Genomic DNA, 16,161 nt, shown 5'->3' on the forward strand with positions numbered 1-16,161 from the left:
CGCGGCCGCGCGTAAGGCTCCGTCATGACCTCTCCCGTCTGGCACCCCTTCACCCAGCATGGCCTGAACGAGCCGATCCCCCAAGTCGTCCGGGCGCAGGGCGCGACGCTGCATCTGGACGACGGCAGCACGCTGATCGACGCGATTTCGAGCTGGTGGGTGACGACACACGGCCATTGCCATCCGCGCATCGCCGCCGCCATTGCACAGCAGGCCGGCCAGCTCGACCAGCTGATCTTCGCCGCCTACACCCATGCACCGGCGGAAGAAGTCGCACGCGGCCTGATCGCCATCGCCCCCCGCGCGGAGGGCCAGCCCGAACTCGCCCATGTCTTCTATTCCGACAGCGGATCGACGGCGGTGGAAGTCGCGCTGAAAATGGCGCTGGGTTACTGGCATAATCTGGCGCTGGACGGGCTGGCGGAAGCCCGCAGCCGCATATTGGTGCTGGAACATAGCTATCATGGCGACACGATCGGTGCGATGTCGATCGGCGAGCGCGGCGTCTATAATGCCGCCTGGCAGCCTTTGCTGTTCGACGTCGGCACCATCCCCTTTCCCGCAGCGGGTCAGGAACAGGCCAGTATCGATGCGCTGGAGGCCGCCTGCGCCGACAAGCCCGCCGCCTTCATCGTCGAACCGCTGCTGCTGGGCGCGGGCGGCATGCTGCCCTATTCGCCCGATCTGCTGCGCGAGATGGCGGCGATCTGCCGTAAGCATGGCGTGCTGTTCATCGCGGACGAGGTGATGACCGGATGGGGCCGCACCGGCACGCTCTTCGCGTGCGAGCAAGCGGGCATCGTGCCGGACATCATGGCCGTGGCGAAGGGCATTACCGGCGGCGCGATCCCGCTGGCTGCGACGCTGGCCACCGCCCCGATCTTCGACGCGCACCTGTCGACCGATCGCGCGCGGCTCTTCTATCATTCGTCCAGCTATACCGCCAACGCCATCGCCTGCGCCGCCGCCGCCGCGAATCTCGCCATCTGGCGGGAGGAGGATGTGCTGGGCCGTATCGCACGACTCGCCGATGGCATCGCCATGCGCCTCGCCCGGCTGGCCACCCACCCCGCCTTCGCCAATGCGCGCCAGCTGGGCACGATCGCCGCAATCGACCTGATCGCCGCCGACGCCGGCTATCTGTCGGACCTTGCCCCGCGGCTGCGCGCCTTCTTCCTGGAACGCGGCCTCTTGCTAAGGCCGCTGGGCAACACCATCTACCTCATGCCGCCTTATTGCCTGGACGCCGATCAGCTCGATCGGCTCTTTGCGGCCCTCGCCGAAGCCGGCGATATATTCGGCATGCAACCCTGACTTTCATTTTCCGCATTTTGGCGCTATGGCGGCGCGATTTTGCGAATTCGGGACAATAATGGCTAAAGAAGAACTGTTGGAAATGCGCGGGCAGGTTGTGGAGCTTCTCCCCAACGCCATGTTCCGCGTGCGGCTTGAAAATGACCACGAAATCCTCGGCCACACCGCCGGCAAGATGCGCAAGAACCGCATCCGTGTGCTGGTGGGCGACGAAGTGCTTGTCGAGCTGACCCCCTACGACCTGACCAAGGGTCGGATCACCTACCGCTTCAAATAAGCCGCAGGACTGATGCGGCTTATTCTAGCTTCGGCTTCTCCCAGACGGCGTGACCTTCTGGGCCAGATCGGTGTCGCCCCCGATGCGGTCGACCCGGCGGATATCGACGAAACTCCTCGCAAGGCCGAACTGCCCGCCGCCTATGCCGCGCGCGTGGCAGCGGAAAAGGGCGTGGCGGTAGCCGCGCGCCATCCCGGTGCGCTGATCCTGTCGGGCGACACGGTGGTCGCGGTGGGCCGGCGCATCCTGCCCAAAACGGAGAGCGAGGACGAGGCACGCACCTGCCTCACTTTGCTGTCCGGGCGGCGGCATCAGGTGTATAGCACCATCACGCTCATCAATGGCGAAGGGCGGGCCTGGCATCGCCTGTCCACCAACATCGTCATCTTCAAGCGGCTGGAGCCGGCCGAGATCGACGCCTATATCGCCAGCGACGAATGGCGCGGCAAGGCGGGCGGCTATGCGATACAGGGCCGCGCCGCGGGACTCATCCGCACGATACAGGGCAGCCACAGCGCGATCATGGGCCTGCCGCTTTACGAAACCCGCACGCTGCTCAAGGCGGCTGGCTATAGCCTCGATTAGGAACGCACATGGCCGAATGGCTTTATGAAGAAGGCATTGGCGAGGCCCGCGCCGCGCTGATCGAAAAGGGCAAGCTGGTCGAGGCGCTGATCGAGCGCGACGGCGATGCCGTTCGTCCGGGCGCGGTGGCGCAGGGGCGGCTGGTCGCGACCCTCATCCCCAAGAAGCGCGGCGTCGTTCGGCTGATCTCGGGCGAAGAAGTGCTGCTGGAGCCGATCCCGCCCCGCCTGTCCGAAGGCGCCAATGTGCTGGTCGAGATCATCCGCGAGGCGATTGCCGAGGAAGGCCGCCCCAAGCGCGCCAAGGGCCGCATGCCCCAGCCCGGATCGAAGCCCCATGCCGGCCCCAGCCTGCTCCAGCGCATCCGCGCCACCGGCACGCCCGTCGTCCCCTGCCCCGCGCATGAGGAAGACCGGCTGGAAGCCCATGGCTGGAGCGAGTTGATGGACGAGGCGATCAGCGGCGAGGTCGGCGCGGAAGACGCCGCGCTGCGCCTGTTCCTGACGCCGGCCATGGTGCTGATTGACGTCGACGGGTCGCTCCCCCCTGCGCAGCTTGGCCCCAAGGGCGCGAAGCTGGCGGCGCAGGCGGTGCGGCGCATGGGGCTTTCGGGGTCGATCGGCATCGACCTGCCGACGATGAACAACAAGGACGAGCGGATGATCGCCGCCGCCCAGATCGACAAATTCCTGCCGCTGCCCTTCGAACGCACGGCGGTGAACGGCTTCGGCTTCCTCCAGATCATCCGCCGCCGCGAGCGCGCGAACCTGATGGAATTGCTGCGCGAAGATCCGGTGCTGACCGCTGCGCTGGCCCTGCTGCGCCGCGCGGAACGCCATGGCCAGGGTGGCGCCGCGACCATCACCGCCGCGCCCGCGATCATCGATCTTCTGCACAAGCGGACCGACTGGATCGAACTACTAGCCAAGCGACGCGGTGGCGCGATCACATTGAAGGCGGAGGCCACGATGGACCTTGCCGGTGGCCATGTCGCATAAGCCTGCCTCCTGCCCCGTCTGCGGTCAGCCGTCGCATACGGCAATGCGCCCCTTTTGCAGCCCCGCCTGCCGCGACCGCGACCTGCTGCAATGGCTGGGCGAGGGCTATCGCGTCCCCGGCCCGCCTGCCGATAGCGACATGCAAAAAAACGGTAATTATGGGCTGGACAGCGAGCCGGATTGACGCTTATAGGCACGCCTCCAACCGGCGGACGCCTCCGCCGATGACCCGATGCCCGGGTAGCTCAGTTGGTAGAGCATGCGATTGAAAATCGCAGTGTCGGCGGTTCGAATCCGTCCCCGGGCACCATTTGTTCTTTTTTCCTCATCCAGCAGCGTCCAGTGCCATCCAGAAAATGGCGGAAAACGTGGGTTTTTCAATAGCCCCTCGTCCCCCCACGTCCCCGGGGGTGCACTGTCAGCCACCCCCTGATCATGGTATTTTCATGGTATCCGGCAATTTGCCATTTCGGAGATACCATGATGGCCCTCACGGTGACGGCGATAAATGCAGCAAAATCAAAGGATAAACCATACAAGCTGACCGATGGCTTGGGCCTATATCTTCTGGTCAAGGAGACGGGCGGCCGCCTCTGGCGGATGAACTACAGCTTCCTCGGAAAACAGAAGACGCTCTCCTTTGGCAGCTACCCCGAAGTATCTCTCGCCAAGGCTCGCGAGAAGAGAACGGCGGCGCGGGAAGCGCTGGCGGACGGGCAAGACCCGGCTGAAGTGCGGAAGGCCAAGGTTCGCGAGGCAAAGGCCAAATCAGAGGAAACCTTCAAGGCGATCGCCGATGAGTGGCTTGCCCGCCTTGAGATCGAGGGGCGTGCGTCCAAGACGCTCCAGAAGATGCGCTGGCTGCTCGATCTCGCCTACCCACTCATTGGCAACCGGCCCATCGCAGACCTCACTGCACCCGAATTGCTGGAAGTCCTCCGCACGGTTGAGGTGCGCGGGCGGTATGAGACGGCAACCCGAGCCGTCGCAGCGCGGCATTGAGAGTATTGTCGGTAATCGGTCGATCAGCGGAACGAACGCTGGGGAAGAGATATTTGCCGCTGCCGGTAATCGGTTCCAGTTCGGCCAGCATGTCCAGGACTTGCTGCGTGAGCGGCACTTTATGGGGACGACGCATCTTCGTCTTCGCCGCCGGGATGGTCCAGACGGCCGCCTCGAAATCGAATTCCTTCCATTCAGCCATTCGCAGTTCGCCAGGGCGCGGGAACATATGCGGCAGCATCTTCAGCGCGATTCGCACAGTGGGCTGGCCGTCATGGGCATCGACCGCGCGAAGGAGGCCGCCAAGTGCCTTGGGCTCCAGGATCGCCGCCCGGTGTTGCGGCTTCGGCGTTATCAGGGCGCCGCGAAGATCGACGGCCACGTCCCGCTGCGCGCGCCCGGTCACGATCGCGTAGCGAAAGATCGTGCCGAAGGTGCTGCGAAGGCGGTTTCGGGAAAGACGAGGTGACGGCCCATGGGTTCCGGGCCACCGCAAGCACGCTCCTGAACGAAATGGGCAAGTGGCATCCGGACGCCATCGAACGCCAGTTGGCGCATGTCGAATCCAATGATGTTCGACGAGCGTATGCGCGCGGCACTCATTGGGACGAGCGTGTCAGGATGATGCGGCACTGGTCGAACTACCTTGATGACTTGCAGACCGGCGGGAAGGTGCTGAAGGCGAATTTCAGGCGCGCAACGAAGTGAGCGTCGTAGGCTGGGCGAACTGGGGGAGATCGAAGCATGTCTTCGGAAATTAGTGAACCTGTCCCTGGCTCGATCGCGGTAGGAAGCCTTGCTCAGGCAAAGAGGCACAAGCGACGATTTGATGCCATCATCACTCTTGAAGATCCGCATGCACGGCAGAATTTGCGGCTTCGATTTGGAGGTAAGCCTGCGCCAGCGCATCTTGTCCTGACGTTTGAGGATGTGGATGTCACGAGCCTTGGCATCCGCGTTGCAACCGCTGAGCAGGTTGGCGCGGCGATAGAATTTGCTCGGCTCCATATGGAAGGTTCTTTGCTAGTTCACTGCTTTCACGGCGTCGGGCGCTCGACCGCGATCGCTCTAGCCATAATTGCCGACCGGCTTGGTCCGGGCGCAGAACGCGAAGCGCTCGATCGCCTGCTGGCGGTCCGCCCTGAGGCTACACCCAATCTCGTTGTCGTGGAATTGGCTGATCGAATTCTGCAACGATCCGGGCATCTGGTTGCGGCGTTGGCAGCCTGGGAGGCGACCATTCCTCGACTCGAGGTGGTGAGGTGGTCCCGCCTTCTTGGACAGTTTGGCGGCTGAGTTAAGCTAATCCCGGTTGTCGTTCATGCCGCCTGCTTGATCATCAGATCATGGGGGGCATGCCCCCCATGATCTGATTGCTCGGACCGCCCATAGGCCTCTGCCGGGGTTTTTCCGGCAAGACCTGAGTGCGGACGCTGGGTGTTATAATAGGTGATCCACCGGCCAAGGCCAGCACGCAACTCCGAGCCAGTCTCGAACGCATGGAGGTAAACGCACTCGTACTTCAAGGATCGCCACAGGCGCTCGATGAAGACGTTGTCCATCCACCGGCCCCGACCGTCCATGCTGATGCGGACCTCGGCGTCGCGCAACACGCTGGTGAAGGCCTGCGACGTAAATTGGCTGCCCTGATCGGTGTTGAAGATCTCCGGCTTGCCGAAGCGGCCCAACGCTTCCTCCAGCGCCGCCACGCAGAAGCCGGCATCCATCGTGTTCGACAACCGCCAGGCCAAGACCTTGCGCGTTGCCCAGTCCATGATCGCCACCAGATAGAGGAAGCCGCGCCGCATCGGGATGTAAGTCACGTCGGCACACCAGACGTGATTGGGCCGCTCGATCACCAACTTGCGCAGCAGGTACGGATAGACCCGGTGCTGCGGGTGCGGATCGCTCGTGCGCGGCCGTTGGTAGATTGGCGTCAGGCCCATCTTTGCCATCAGCCGCCGAGCCCGGCGGCGCCCTACCTGATGACCTGCCCGGCGCAGGTGCCGCGCCATCTGGCGGCTGCCGTACCATGGGCACTCCATGAAGGTCTCGTCGATGACCCTCATCAGTCCCAGCGTCTCGTCCGTTTCCGGCACCGGAGCGTAGTAATAGGAAGAGCGGCTGATCCGTAGCAAACTGCATTGCGCCGAGATCGACAGGCGGCTGTGAGCAACTTCCACCATCGCTCGCCTCCGATCTACGCTCATCGACCGAAGGCTTTCGCCAAAAAATCCCGCTCCACCACCAGTTGCCCGATCTTCGCGTGCAGCTTTTCCACCTCGCTTTCGGTGACGGTCTTGGCCGCTTCACCCGCCCCGGAGAACGTCCCCGCCATCCCGTCGATCGCTTGGCGTTTCCACGACGCTATCATCGTGTGGTGCACGCCGTGCTTTGCCGCCAGCTCCGCCAACGTCAGGTCACCCCGGATCGCTTCCAGCGCCACCTTGGCTTTGAAATCGGCGCTGTAGCGCTTCCTCGTCGTCTTCATTCCCGTACCAATCCATCAGGTCGGGATTAGCTTAGCACCCTGTCCAGAAAAGCGAGACCACCTCAGTGGCGCGCGCCGCGAGGCTCAAGCTGGCTCAGGCACATCCAGAACTTTATGCGCGGATTTGAAGTCGCGGTAAAAACTGAGGTTTCGAATTTGCAGTTTCGTATTGCTTCGGCAGACCCAGTCGCCGGTGTCGCGCTAATGTGGGAGATCGCATCGAATGTCTTGCCATCGCCGCCTGCCCTAAAGCCATAAAGGACGGCCAGACCACCCAGCCGGAAATCCCATCATCGTAAGGTGACCTGTCGGATGGGTCGCTAGCAACGCCTTCAGATCGGCCGCCCAAGTAGAAGTCGGATCCACCTTTCCAGCAAGAAAGCCGATCAAGACCAGCGAATTGTAAAGCATAGCAGGGCCATTTCCAGCCGGCGGTTCCAAGGTTGCGGCTAGGTCGGCGGGCTTGTTAGGCAGTTTCGGCCTGATCAGAAATCCGCGGTTCCACAGACGAGCGTGATGCGCGCAGCTATTTCGTACGATCGAGAGATGTTTGAGAATGGGAACGAGGAGCGCTTCGGGTAAACCCAAGGGTTGGGCAATTACATTCCGTAGAGCCCTGTCATCCAAAGAGGAATACCAGCGGGATAGTTGGCCGAAAGACATCATCTCAGCCACCATCCATACCGGGGGCATTGCCGGATCATCATATGTCTTTCGGTAATGATCGATATAGGTTTCGGGGGACGTACCGACCTCGCGCGCAAGGCGTGAAAGATTGTCGTGGAACTGGCGACGGTCGGTGTAGAGCGCAGCATCCAGATAGCCGTGCGGGCCGCCATGCTGTGCCAGCGCATAAGCCCAGCTTCCTCTAACTGCGACTTCAATTCTTTCAATCGCATTCAACAGCAACAGCCTCAAGCGGCGGTCAAACTCGTAAAGGGCGGTAATTGTATCGAAGTCAGTACCGGGCAGGAATCTTGGACCGGGCTGGCCCTTAGGCTTTTCGAATGGGAGCCAATAAGCGCTCAAGCGATAGTAGCTGACATGGCGGAGCCAATGCTCTGCACGAGGAACATCTGCGATCGCCATGCCTTGCGCTGTCAGGTGCGCAATCTGCTGGGCGATCGTCGTTGCGGGTTTATTGAAAGGGCGAGTCACCAAGCTACTTAGCTTCTGTGGTGCTGAAAATAAAAGACCCGCCAAGTGTGCATGCCCTTTCGGGTAGAGGCCTGGCGGGTTCGATTGCGCTCAAGATAGAAGGCAAATTCCTACATTTCAACTAATCGTTTCACAAATCAGACGAAGCGTTCTCGCTTAGTTCGAACAGGTCCGAGCGTTTTCCGCGCGGGCGAGAATGCCATCCCGGTACCTGGCCTTCATTTGCGGGATCAGTTGGGCCACCATTGGATTACTCCGAAAAGCACCCACTTTCTGATCGATCGCGTTCTCCATCGCCCTGATCGCTTCATCGATGCTGGCTTGATCGTTTGGGTCAAAACGGACCTCCGTGATCGTGCCGTCAAGTTCCTTGAACGCACGGGATGCGTCGTCAAGCGTCTTAGTCAGCTTGTCGAAACCAGTGATCTTCACCATCGAATTCTCCTATTTCGCCCAGTGTCCAAGAACCCATTCCCACTGATGACGGGCACCCGTTTATCCTCTATTTATGCGCTGTTTGCCGCTCTCGATCTGGAGATGGTCATTGATCAGAGGTCCGGCAAATCTGTGCCTGATATTGAGAACATCTTCTGATGGGCCGGCGCAGAGCGCACCCGCCGCTCAACACATTCACCAACAACTGTCTAGCCGGGCGCCTTCTCAAGAAGGCCAACGGCGCCATCGAATTTCGTTACTATCAAAGTTGGCTTGCCTGGGAGCACGGTTTTCCAATCTTCCTTAAGTTGGTGAACGCCGATATCGCTCTTGAGGTAAAACTCGTTTAATGCATTGTGGTAATTCAACAAATCAGGGGCGGTTAATTGGCAATAAGCGAAGAAGTGCGGCAGATCATCTTCGTCCTAGAAGAAGAGGGCTTCGGGGCACTCGCGGGCGAGCTCCTCACTGAGATCAGCCTCGGGCGCGAGATTGAGAAGGAGGTCTATGTCGAGAACCAATCGGACAAAGCCGATCTAGCCGAGACAGTAATCACGCGCGTGCCGATCGAGGAAACCGATCAGCTACGTACAGCCATAGACATCCTGCGAGCACGTCTCGTGCTCCCCGTTAGAGCATTTGTCGAGGCTGAGAAAATCGCCAATGAGATTGCCGGTGATGGTCAAGTCCGTATAGAATTCATCGATCCCGAACAGCGTGCTGCGACATCGCCAATCAGCACGCGGGACGTGGGTGATACCAGTGTCGCGGACGCGCTCGACGCGCTCCTGATGCGACTGCCGAATATGATCGCGCCGCCTCAAGCCGACGGCGTCTGACGTGGCATTCAGCAGTGCAGCCGAAACAGAGCTGAGAAATATGTTAAGGGCATTCCGCGCAGCCCATGGAGGCATGGCCGTACCCACTGGCGAGGGCAAGGCACTTGAGGCTTGGGTCCTGATGAAGCTGGCCTATACTGTTCGTCGTCACATGACGCGCTTCTGGCGCGTCTCACTCCGTCAGGGAGATGGCACGGTCCTGCCTGCCGGCGCGAGCTTCAACTTCCCAAGCCAGCGCTCTCGCATCCAGCCCAGCAGCCCACCCTCGCAGGGCATTATTCAATTGGGCACTATCGAAATATCTACACCGTCACGACCGAGATCGGCCGCCTGCAGGACAGCTTTCGCGAGACCCTCTCGCGTATCGGCAGTTTTTGATAGCCGCGCGGAAGGTCTCTTGCATGCCGCATGACATCAACGAACCGACGCCGGAAATCCCGGCACTCTGCGCATGCCCGGTCGACTGGGAAGCCATTGACGGGTTCGAAGATGAGTGCCCCGACGCCCTCGAACTTCTCCACTATGAGTGGGTGCGATCGATTGCGAGGGTATCGGTGTCGAGCGAGGAGCTCAAGCTTGTGGAGACGGTCTTATTTGAAAATGATGTCTACGACATCCCTGACGAAGGTACACGGTTAAACCTCGAGGAGCGCAGGCCCGCTGCAGAAGATTTCTACCTGAAGGGAGTCGGACGGCTTGGAAGGTTGCACTTCCTAAGCCCCGGAGAGCATGGAAAGCATTTTTCGAGCGCGGGCCCAAAAATGGCGAGCAGGAATATCTCCTATTTCAATAAAAATTGGAAATCGAGTACACTATCGAACCTGTTCTGGTCTTGGTTTTCGGACATTATGAGCGTCAACGAAATCCCATCGCGAGAGGGGCCGATCGACTTTTCGTTCGATGTCAGTGGATTGTGGGATACCTTTTGTTGCGGCAGAAATTTTAGGATCGCTCTCGACACCTGCTTCGAGATTGGTCAGCAAAATGGTGTTCCGTTCCGACACCTCGCTATTGATCTCGATCTTGGCGCATGTGTTGCTCATGGCTATCCCATATCGGGTGCCGAAGCTGAGGAAATTATGGGCGTCATGCCGGTGCGGCCGATCAAGTCGCGAGAATATTAAGGCTTAAAGGATTCGGGCTCTGCACCCTCATGATCCGCCGCGCCCACCGGAACGTAATGCAGCCGGATATGCTGCCCGGCAGCGTCGAGCACCTCGTCGATGAACCCCAATACGCGCTGAATGAACGCCTCCGACATATACCAGACCCATGGCTTGTGGTTGCTCTCTGCCTTCTGGAACCATCCTTTTGGCCATCGGGTGACCTGGTTCGCGAACTTTTCCCGGCGCTCGACGGGCCACTCCAGACCATTGTGCAGGATGTTATTTCGATAGCTCAGCAGCGCCTGCAGAACCGGCTCCAAGTCGCTCGGCAAATGCGGCCTCAACTCGGTTGAATCTGCCAGCTGCACGATGCCACGGATCAAGTCGCTCTTGACCTCGCCGTCGCCAAAATAATGGTGAGGATCCCAGAAAAGTGCCTTTGCTCGCTCCGAGCGCGGAGAGTCCGAGCCGTGCCCTAAAGAGTCGACACCCAACTTTCCGATGCCTCGAAAAATGCCCGTGAACAGATTCTCAACGAAGGGAGCGAGCATGCCGACCGCAGCGGCACTTCTCGCAGCATCGTGATAGACTGAGGCATGGACAGCATCGGTCCCGCGCCAGTCTCGCCTCTTGTCTGCATCCGGTCGCTCGACCAGCGCGCGGCCGGCGCTGTCGATACTGTCGGCAGGCGGCAGCCATTGCAGCGTCAGGTGGTAGCGGCTCTCGAAATGCAGGCCGGCAGCCTCGAACGCGGCACGTCTTTCCCGATCGACGAGGGCGCTCGCCGGATCGGGGAAATTGCTGTCGGGATAGCCCTGGCTCTCGAGCCGCTCGGCATCGAAGTAGAGCGCCCAGCCCGAGCCCAGGCGCTTCAGCACATTGTTGGCGCGGGCGCAGGCCGCAATGAGTTCGGCCTCGGTTGCCGATTCAAGATCCGGTCCCCGAAAGGCGAGCGTGCGTTGGAAGCTGCCATCCTTGTTGAGGACGATACCCGGGGCGACGAGGGCGGCCCAGGGCAGGTGATCGGCAAGACGGTCGGCGCGGCGCCGATATTCGGCAAGGTTCAGCACGAAAGATGCCCTTTCTGGCGAAGATGGCGAAGAAGCACCGGGGCAAAGCTCGGATCACGCCGCGCGGCGAGTACGGCGAGGCTGTGACCGGCAGCCCAGAGCAGCACCCCGGCGAGCCATTGCTGGAGACCAAGGCCAACGGCGGCGGCCAGCGTGCCGTTGACAATGGCGAGCATGCGCGGTGCGCCGCCCAGGAGGATGGGACTTCCGAGCGCGCCGTGGATCGGCACCTCGAAGCCCTCCAGATGCTCGCCGTTCCCGGTCATGCGATCAGCGCTCCGCCACCAAAGCTGAAGAAGCTGAGGAAGAAGCTGGAGGCGGCAAAGGCGATCGACAGGCCGAAGACGATCTGGATCAGCCGCCGGAAGCCCCCGGACGACTCCCCGAATGCCAGGCTGAGACCGGTGACGATGATGACGATCACCGCGATGATCTTCGCGACCGGGCCCTGTACCGATTCCAGCACCTGCTGGAGCGGCTCCTCCCAGGGCATGCCGGAACCGGCCGCCCGCGCCTGTATGGAGATTGCGAGGGCGAATGCGAGGCCTGTCGCCGCGCCGGCAAGCCGGGCCGAGAAGGTTAGGAAGCGAGTTTGGGCCGTCATGAAGCATCTCCTTGGGTTTGGGATTTGAGAATGTTGGCAAGGCGATAGGCGCCGGTGTCGGGATCGAGCCCGGCCATCCGGGCGATGCTGGCGATGCGCCGGGCGCTGCCACGTCCTGAAATGAAGACGATGAGGTCGATGGCCTCGGCGATGAGCTGGCGTGGAACGGTGACCACCGCCTCCTGGACCAGTTGCTCGATCCGGGTCAGCGCGGCCTGCGCACCATTGGCGTGGACCGTGGCGATTCCGCCGGGATGCCCGGTGTTCCAGGCCTTGAGCATGTCGAGCGCCTCGGGGCCGCGGACCTCGCCAACGACGATGCGGTCGGGCCGCAAGCGCATCGTCGAGCGCACGAGATCGGTCATGGAGGCGACGCCGGCCTTGGTGCGGAGCGCGACCGTATCGGGCAGCGGGCATTGGAGCTCGCGCGTGTCCTCAATGAGGATCACCCTGGCGTCGACCCAGGCCATCTCGGCAAGCAGCGCATTGGCGAGCGTCGTCTTGCCCGAACTGGTGCCGCCGGCGATGAGAATGTTGAGGCGTTGCGTTACGGCGGCCCGCAGCGCATCTGCCATGGCCAGCGGCATGAGGCCGTCGGCGACATAGTCGTCGAGCGTGTAGAGCCGCTCGGCAGGTTTCCGGATCGAGAAGCAGGGTGCTGGTGCGACCGGCGGCAAGACACCCTCGAACCGCTCGCCCGCATGACCCTCGGCATGGGGCGGCAGCTCGGCAGAGATGATGGGCCTGTCGGCATGGATTTCCGCGCTGCCATGGGCGGCGACGAGCCGGATGATCCTTTCGACCTGGGAAGGTTCGATCGATATGCCCGTGTCGACCCGTCCCTCGCCAAGCCGATCCACCCGCAGAGCCCCATCCGGATTGACCATGATCTCCTGCGTCAGGGGATCGGCAAGGAGGGCTGCGATATCCTCGCCCATGGCTGTCCGAAGCATTGCACGCCGGCGGTCAGCGGAGAGCGAAAGAGGCTGGCGGGGACTCATTTCCCGTCCTCCGACCCGAGCGTCCGTCGTCCACTGGCGACATGGCGGCCAACCTGGGTCACGAAGGCCTCGAAACGCTTCGCCCCAAGCGCGCGCCCCGCCTGGTCATTCTCTGCAAGTGGCGTCTGGATCGCGAGCTCAAACCGGATGAACAGCGCCAATGTCTCCAGGATCACATGCGTGTCGGCTTCCACCCTTCCGATCGACCGCGTCATCCGGTCCAGCCTGATCGAGAACCGGTCCTCAAGTTCGGAGGCGCCCCGACGATTGAGCCAGGCGGTCAGCGCATCGACAAGGATTGCCGACTTGGTGGCGCCAGGCTTGGCGGCGAGAGCCTCCAGCCGGTCGGAGAGCGGCCGGGGCAGGAAAAGCTGGTGGCGGATCTTCTCCATGGTCAGAGCCCCAACTGCAGGTCATCAGGGCGGGTGGAGGCAGCATCGAGGCCATAGACCGTCCGCGCGGTGCCGAGCGCCTGGACGCGGTCCATCGTGCGGCGTTCAGCGGCCTGGTCGGTGTCGTCTTCGCCGAGGCCCAGGGGGTCGGCGACCTCCGGCTCTGGCGTAATCGTCGGCTCGATCTCGTGCGCTGGGTGGCGGGCCTGTTCAAGAGGTCCGCGAACCGATTATTGGTCGGTTGATCCAGCGAGGCTTCTCCGACGAGCATAGGGACCGTCATTATGTGATGGTCGACGGTGTCGATGGTCGGGTCCATTATGTAGACATCGGTCGGGGCGATGCTGTGCCGCAGGTCCCTGAGAATGCGACTGTACGGATAGAGCCGACGAGGGCGAACGTGACACAGGCGGATCATACAGTCGATGCCGTCGCTCGCGCCAACGGTGGGCGCTATTCGGTCGATCTTCACCTGGCGCATGACGCCCAAGCCAGCGAAGCCTATGCCGCGAGTCATGTTCGTCGGCTTGAAGCTATGAGACGCGCCGGCGTTGGACCGGAGCGATTGGCGGACGGCAACTGGACGATCCCCGGCGATCATCTCTCCCGCGCCGCGGCCTATGCGCAGCGTCAGCAACGCGATCGGCCAATAGTCCTATCAGTCTTGTCCCGAACGCCGGTTGCCGAGCTTGCGGCCAAGGATGCCCCGACATGGCTCGATCGCGAACTGGTCGATGGATCCGGCAGTGCAGTGCGCGATATCGGTTTCGGGCGTGAGGTTCGTAACGCGCTTGTGGTGCGGCGGCAGTGGCTGGTCGAGCAGCAATTGGCGGACGACGAGCGGCCCGGGTTCCGATATCGGGACGGTGCGCTGGACACGCTGCGCCAGCGTGAATTGCAGCACGCCGGCGAGCGGCTCGGCGACGATATCGGGAAACGGTTCGAACCGGCGCGGCTCGGCGAGCGGATCGAGGGAAAGATCGCCCGTCGGGTCGATCTGGAAAGTGGAAGTTTCGCTGTTGTCGAGCGATCGCGGGACTTCACGTTGGTGCCGTGGCGCGACGTGCTTGAACGCAACATCGGCAAGGCCGCTTCGACCATCATGCGCACGGATGGGATCAGCTGGCAATTCGGGCGCGGTCGAGCGGGGCCGACCATCTCCTGAAGCATGAGGACGTACTTGTCGGGTCTCATCTGGTCAATTCGCCAAAGGCCTTGAGGCAGCAATCAGGCCGACCAATGCCATTCCGGCACGCGCTGGTCCTGCAAAAGCCTCAGGCGCCGCCAATCAAAGGCAGTGAAAATCTCGCCCAGATCCTCCCCTTGGAGGACAGGCAGTGCGGCTGCTGCTTCGCGCAGGAATCGGTGGCGCAGGGCCGCATCGTCGAGGTAAGCATCATGCCACCATGTGATAATCCGCTCGCGGCTCTCCGCGAACATGGCAGCAGAGGGCAACCGATCCCGCTTTTCGTGGCGGTTTATCCGAGAATCACAGGGCGCAAGATTCCAAAGATCGCCACATGGCCATGCCGACCAAGGCAGGCAGTGATCCACATCCAATTTGGCCTCGCTCAGTCTCCGGGCGGTCCAGACACAGGATAGCCCCGGCCCTCCAGCCACGAGCTTCTGCGCCGCAAAGCGAGCGGTTGCCGTGCTGCGCACGGGTTCGCGCCATTCGAGTGCAGCCTCGGCACTGCCGGCCGGGACCGCGAACCCGATATGATCAGCATATCGGCGAATGAGCCTTGCCCATTCCGTCACGAGCATCGGCTCGATCCATGGGCCAAAGCGAGAAAGCGCACGCCACATATTGCCAGGGACGGTGAGGGTTCCCCATGATCGCAGTTGATCAACACCAAGTTCTAGACCCTGCTGGCGGCCGTATCGCCCACGCTGCACAGCGAAGACGGGCTGCTCTGAATTGGGAAGGCGCGTAAAATGGGCGGGCATTGCAGTGATGGTGCGCGCTGCCTCGGTAATCGCTGCCGCGATCGCAGCGCCGCGCTCTGCTTCAAAGACCGATCCCACACGCAGGTCGGAAGCATCCGTGCCATCAGCGAGAAGCGCCCGGAACCCCGCTTTGGCAAAGCTCAACCCGTCAGGACCGCTGTTGCGCGGAGCCTGGGGCATGCCCAGGCGAATCAGAGGCAAATAGAGGCGAACCCAGGTCAGTGCCACGAGGCCAAGAGGAAGGTCGACGGCATCATCCAGTTCCCGCGAAGGCGTGGCGGCCGCTGGCGTCTGTTCTGCGATCCGGGCCACTGCCCGCAATAGGCCGAGCTTGTAGGTGGATGACTTTTCGTCGCCCAGCACAATGCCGCGGATCAGAGGCAGCGCACTGGTGCCATCATCAGGCAGACGCAGACAGACAGTGGTCCAGCTGACGCCGTCGCGTCCTTGTAGATCGTGAGACGCATGGACCTTGAGGATCTCCATGCCATAGGTTCGTGCCAGGCCTTCGATCTCGCCACTCGAGGTAGAGAACATCGGCCGGTCTTCAGGCGCCGGCCCGGACCGTAAAGTGAGGACCATAACGCCACCCGCACGGAGCAGGGTAACCAATTTTCGAAAGGCGCGCGCCCGGTCTGTTGGCACGACATGCTGCCAAACGGCTGACAGCACGATCAGATCGAACGCCAAGCCGAGTCGATGCACCTGGTCCAGACTGGGCAGCTGGTCGTCGAGCCAACGAATGTCTGGGCTATGACGCGCGCGGCCTTCCAGGCGAAATCTGTCAGCAGGCTCTACAGCGACGACATCATATCCCTGCGCCTGCAGCCAGGCAGCATCCCGTCCAGATCCGGCCCCTACATCGAGCGCCAATCCCTTTTTGGGCAACAGGCCATGGGCCTGCACAAAGGCAGCGCCGCCAGGCAACGCCTCATATCG

20 protein-coding genes, 1 tRNA gene and 1 pseudogene are annotated in these 16,161 nt (G+C 61.9%); 12 read left to right on the forward strand and 10 right to left on the reverse strand.

Annotated features, from left to right (window positions below; translation table 11 throughout):
* Nucleotides 1–24: 24 nt before the first annotated feature.
* The 7 genes from ACNHGR_RS13160 (at nucleotide 25) to ACNHGR_RS13190 (ending at nucleotide 4,176) form a co-directional block, all read left to right on the forward strand.
* Nucleotides 25–1,314, forward strand: coding sequence for an adenosylmethionine--8-amino-7-oxononanoate transaminase (locus tag ACNHGR_RS13160; RefSeq protein WP_475286641.1), 1,290 nt, complete (start codon nucleotides 25–27; stop codon nucleotides 1,312–1,314).
* A 58-nt stretch (nucleotides 1,315–1,372) separates the two neighbouring features.
* Nucleotides 1,373–1,591, forward strand: a complete 219-nt coding sequence (gene infA, locus ACNHGR_RS13165; RefSeq protein ID WP_003049127.1) for a translation initiation factor IF-1 — start codon at nucleotides 1,373–1,375, stop codon at nucleotides 1,589–1,591.
* 12 nt (nucleotides 1,592–1,603) lie between these two features.
* Nucleotides 1,604–2,176 (forward strand): Maf family protein, encoded by a 573-nt coding sequence (locus tag ACNHGR_RS13170; protein ID WP_475286643.1) that lies wholly within the window; start codon nucleotides 1,604–1,606, stop codon nucleotides 2,174–2,176.
* A gap of 8 nt (nucleotides 2,177–2,184) precedes the next feature.
* Nucleotides 2,185–3,174 (forward strand): ribonuclease, encoded by a 990-nt coding sequence (locus tag ACNHGR_RS13175; RefSeq protein WP_475286645.1) that lies wholly within the window; start codon nucleotides 2,185–2,187, stop codon nucleotides 3,172–3,174.
* Nucleotides 3,164–3,358 carry a DNA gyrase inhibitor YacG gene (locus tag ACNHGR_RS13180; protein WP_475288422.1) on the forward strand — a complete coding sequence of 65 codons (195 nt, stop codon included), beginning with the start codon at nucleotides 3,164–3,166 and terminating at the stop codon, nucleotides 3,356–3,358. Before ACNHGR_RS13175 ends, ACNHGR_RS13180 begins: the two co-directional genes overlap by 11 nt.
* 50 nt (nucleotides 3,359–3,408) lie before the next feature.
* Nucleotides 3,409–3,484 (forward strand) — tRNA-Phe (locus tag ACNHGR_RS13185).
* A 170-nt stretch (nucleotides 3,485–3,654) separates the two neighbouring features.
* Complete coding sequence (locus tag ACNHGR_RS13190) at nucleotides 3,655–4,176, forward strand: tyrosine-type recombinase/integrase (protein WP_475286647.1); 522 nt, start codon at nucleotides 3,655–3,657, stop codon at nucleotides 4,174–4,176.
* Here the strand turns inward: ACNHGR_RS13190 and ACNHGR_RS13195 are convergent.
* The gene (locus tag ACNHGR_RS13195; RefSeq protein WP_475288424.1) at nucleotides 4,085–4,417 is read right to left on the reverse strand and encodes a tyrosine-type recombinase/integrase; all 333 of its coding nucleotides are present in this window, start codon (nucleotides 4,415–4,417) and stop codon (nucleotides 4,085–4,087) included. The two genes, ACNHGR_RS13190 and ACNHGR_RS13195, sit on opposite strands and share 92 nt — an antisense overlap.
* Nucleotides 4,418–4,641: 224 nt before the next feature.
* On the opposite strand from ACNHGR_RS13195, the gene ACNHGR_RS13200 reads away from it, so the two are divergent.
* Together ACNHGR_RS13200 and ACNHGR_RS13205 are read left to right on the forward strand one after the other, a co-directional pair.
* Nucleotides 4,642–4,884, forward strand: coding sequence for a tyrosine-type recombinase/integrase (locus ACNHGR_RS13200; RefSeq protein WP_475288495.1), 243 nt, complete (start codon nucleotides 4,642–4,644; stop codon nucleotides 4,882–4,884).
* Between the two features lie 36 nt (nucleotides 4,885–4,920).
* Nucleotides 4,921–5,472, forward strand: coding sequence for a tyrosine phosphatase family protein (locus ACNHGR_RS13205; protein WP_475286648.1), 552 nt, complete (start codon nucleotides 4,921–4,923; stop codon nucleotides 5,470–5,472).
* A gap of 23 nt (nucleotides 5,473–5,495) precedes the next feature.
* Here ACNHGR_RS13205 and ACNHGR_RS13210 read toward each other — a convergent pair.
* The 3 genes from ACNHGR_RS13210 to ACNHGR_RS13220 all read right to left on the reverse strand — a co-directional run bounded on the left by ACNHGR_RS13210 (nucleotide 5,496) and on the right by ACNHGR_RS13220 (nucleotide 8,260).
* A protein-coding gene (locus ACNHGR_RS13210) for an IS3 family transposase (RefSeq protein ID WP_475284339.1) occupies nucleotides 5,496–6,667 on the reverse strand; the annotation gives its coding sequence in 2 pieces (ribosomal slippage) (nucleotides 5,496–6,403 and nucleotides 6,403–6,667; 1,173 coding nt in all).
* Between the two features lie 246 nt (nucleotides 6,668–6,913).
* On the reverse strand, nucleotides 6,914–7,870 hold the full coding sequence (locus ACNHGR_RS13215; RefSeq protein ID WP_229742735.1) for an Abi family protein: 957 nt from the start codon (nucleotides 7,868–7,870) through the stop codon (nucleotides 6,914–6,916).
* Between the two features lie 111 nt (nucleotides 7,871–7,981).
* Nucleotides 7,982–8,260: a type 1 periplasmic-binding domain-containing protein gene (locus ACNHGR_RS13220; RefSeq protein WP_065847219.1), complete on the reverse strand. Its 279-nt coding sequence runs from the start codon at nucleotides 8,258–8,260 to the stop codon at nucleotides 7,982–7,984.
* Nucleotides 8,261–8,646: 386 nt separating this feature from the next.
* Here ACNHGR_RS13220 and ACNHGR_RS13225 point away from each other — a divergent pair, with 386 nt between their 5' ends.
* The gene (locus ACNHGR_RS13225; protein ID WP_065847205.1) at nucleotides 8,647–9,099 is read left to right on the forward strand and encodes a hypothetical protein; all 453 of its coding nucleotides are present in this window, start codon (nucleotides 8,647–8,649) and stop codon (nucleotides 9,097–9,099) included.
* Between the two features lie 401 nt (nucleotides 9,100–9,500).
* The gene (locus ACNHGR_RS13230; protein WP_475286650.1) at nucleotides 9,501–10,223 is read left to right on the forward strand and encodes a hypothetical protein; all 723 of its coding nucleotides are present in this window, start codon (nucleotides 9,501–9,503) and stop codon (nucleotides 10,221–10,223) included.
* A 596-nt stretch (nucleotides 10,224–10,819) separates the two neighbouring features.
* On the opposite strand, the pseudogene ACNHGR_RS13235 reads toward ACNHGR_RS13230, so the two are convergent.
* The 5 genes and pseudogenes from ACNHGR_RS13235 to ACNHGR_RS13255 all read right to left on the reverse strand — a co-directional run.
* Nucleotides 10,820–11,275: pseudogene (locus ACNHGR_RS13235) on the reverse strand (conjugal transfer protein TrbE); the annotation flags it as partial.
* Nucleotides 11,269–11,541, reverse strand: a complete 273-nt coding sequence (locus ACNHGR_RS13240; RefSeq protein ID WP_475286652.1) for a VirB3 family type IV secretion system protein — start codon at nucleotides 11,539–11,541, stop codon at nucleotides 11,269–11,271. The pseudogene ACNHGR_RS13235 and the gene ACNHGR_RS13240, both read right to left, overlap by 7 nt.
* Entirely contained in the window at nucleotides 11,538–11,879 is a 342-nt protein-coding gene (locus ACNHGR_RS13245) for a TrbC/VirB2 family type IV secretion system protein (protein ID WP_475286653.1), read from the reverse strand. Before ACNHGR_RS13245 ends, ACNHGR_RS13240 begins: the two co-directional genes overlap by 4 nt.
* Entirely contained in the window at nucleotides 11,876–12,880 is a 1,005-nt protein-coding gene (gene trbB / locus ACNHGR_RS13250; RefSeq protein WP_475286655.1) for a P-type conjugative transfer ATPase TrbB, read from the reverse strand. The genes ACNHGR_RS13245 and trbB overlap by 4 nt, the downstream gene beginning before the upstream one ends.
* Complete coding sequence (locus ACNHGR_RS13255) at nucleotides 12,877–13,272, reverse strand: CopG family transcriptional regulator (protein WP_475286657.1); 396 nt, start codon at nucleotides 13,270–13,272, stop codon at nucleotides 12,877–12,879. Before ACNHGR_RS13255 ends, trbB begins: the two co-directional genes overlap by 4 nt.
* A 241-nt stretch (nucleotides 13,273–13,513) precedes the next feature.
* Here ACNHGR_RS13255 and ACNHGR_RS13260 point away from each other — a divergent pair, with 241 nt between their 5' ends.
* Nucleotides 13,514–14,437 (forward strand): DUF3363 domain-containing protein, encoded by a 924-nt coding sequence (locus ACNHGR_RS13260; RefSeq protein WP_475286659.1) that lies wholly within the window; start codon nucleotides 13,514–13,516, stop codon nucleotides 14,435–14,437.
* Between the two features lie 62 nt (nucleotides 14,438–14,499).
* Here the strand turns inward: ACNHGR_RS13260 and ACNHGR_RS13265 are convergent, their stop codons facing one another.
* Complete coding sequence (locus tag ACNHGR_RS13265; RefSeq protein ID WP_475286661.1) at nucleotides 14,500–16,128, reverse strand: class I SAM-dependent methyltransferase; 1,629 nt, start codon at nucleotides 16,126–16,128, stop codon at nucleotides 14,500–14,502.
* Between the last annotated feature and the right edge of the window lie 33 nt (nucleotides 16,129–16,161).

The sequence above is a fragment of the Sphingobium sp. RS1 genome (assembly GCF_056156825.1).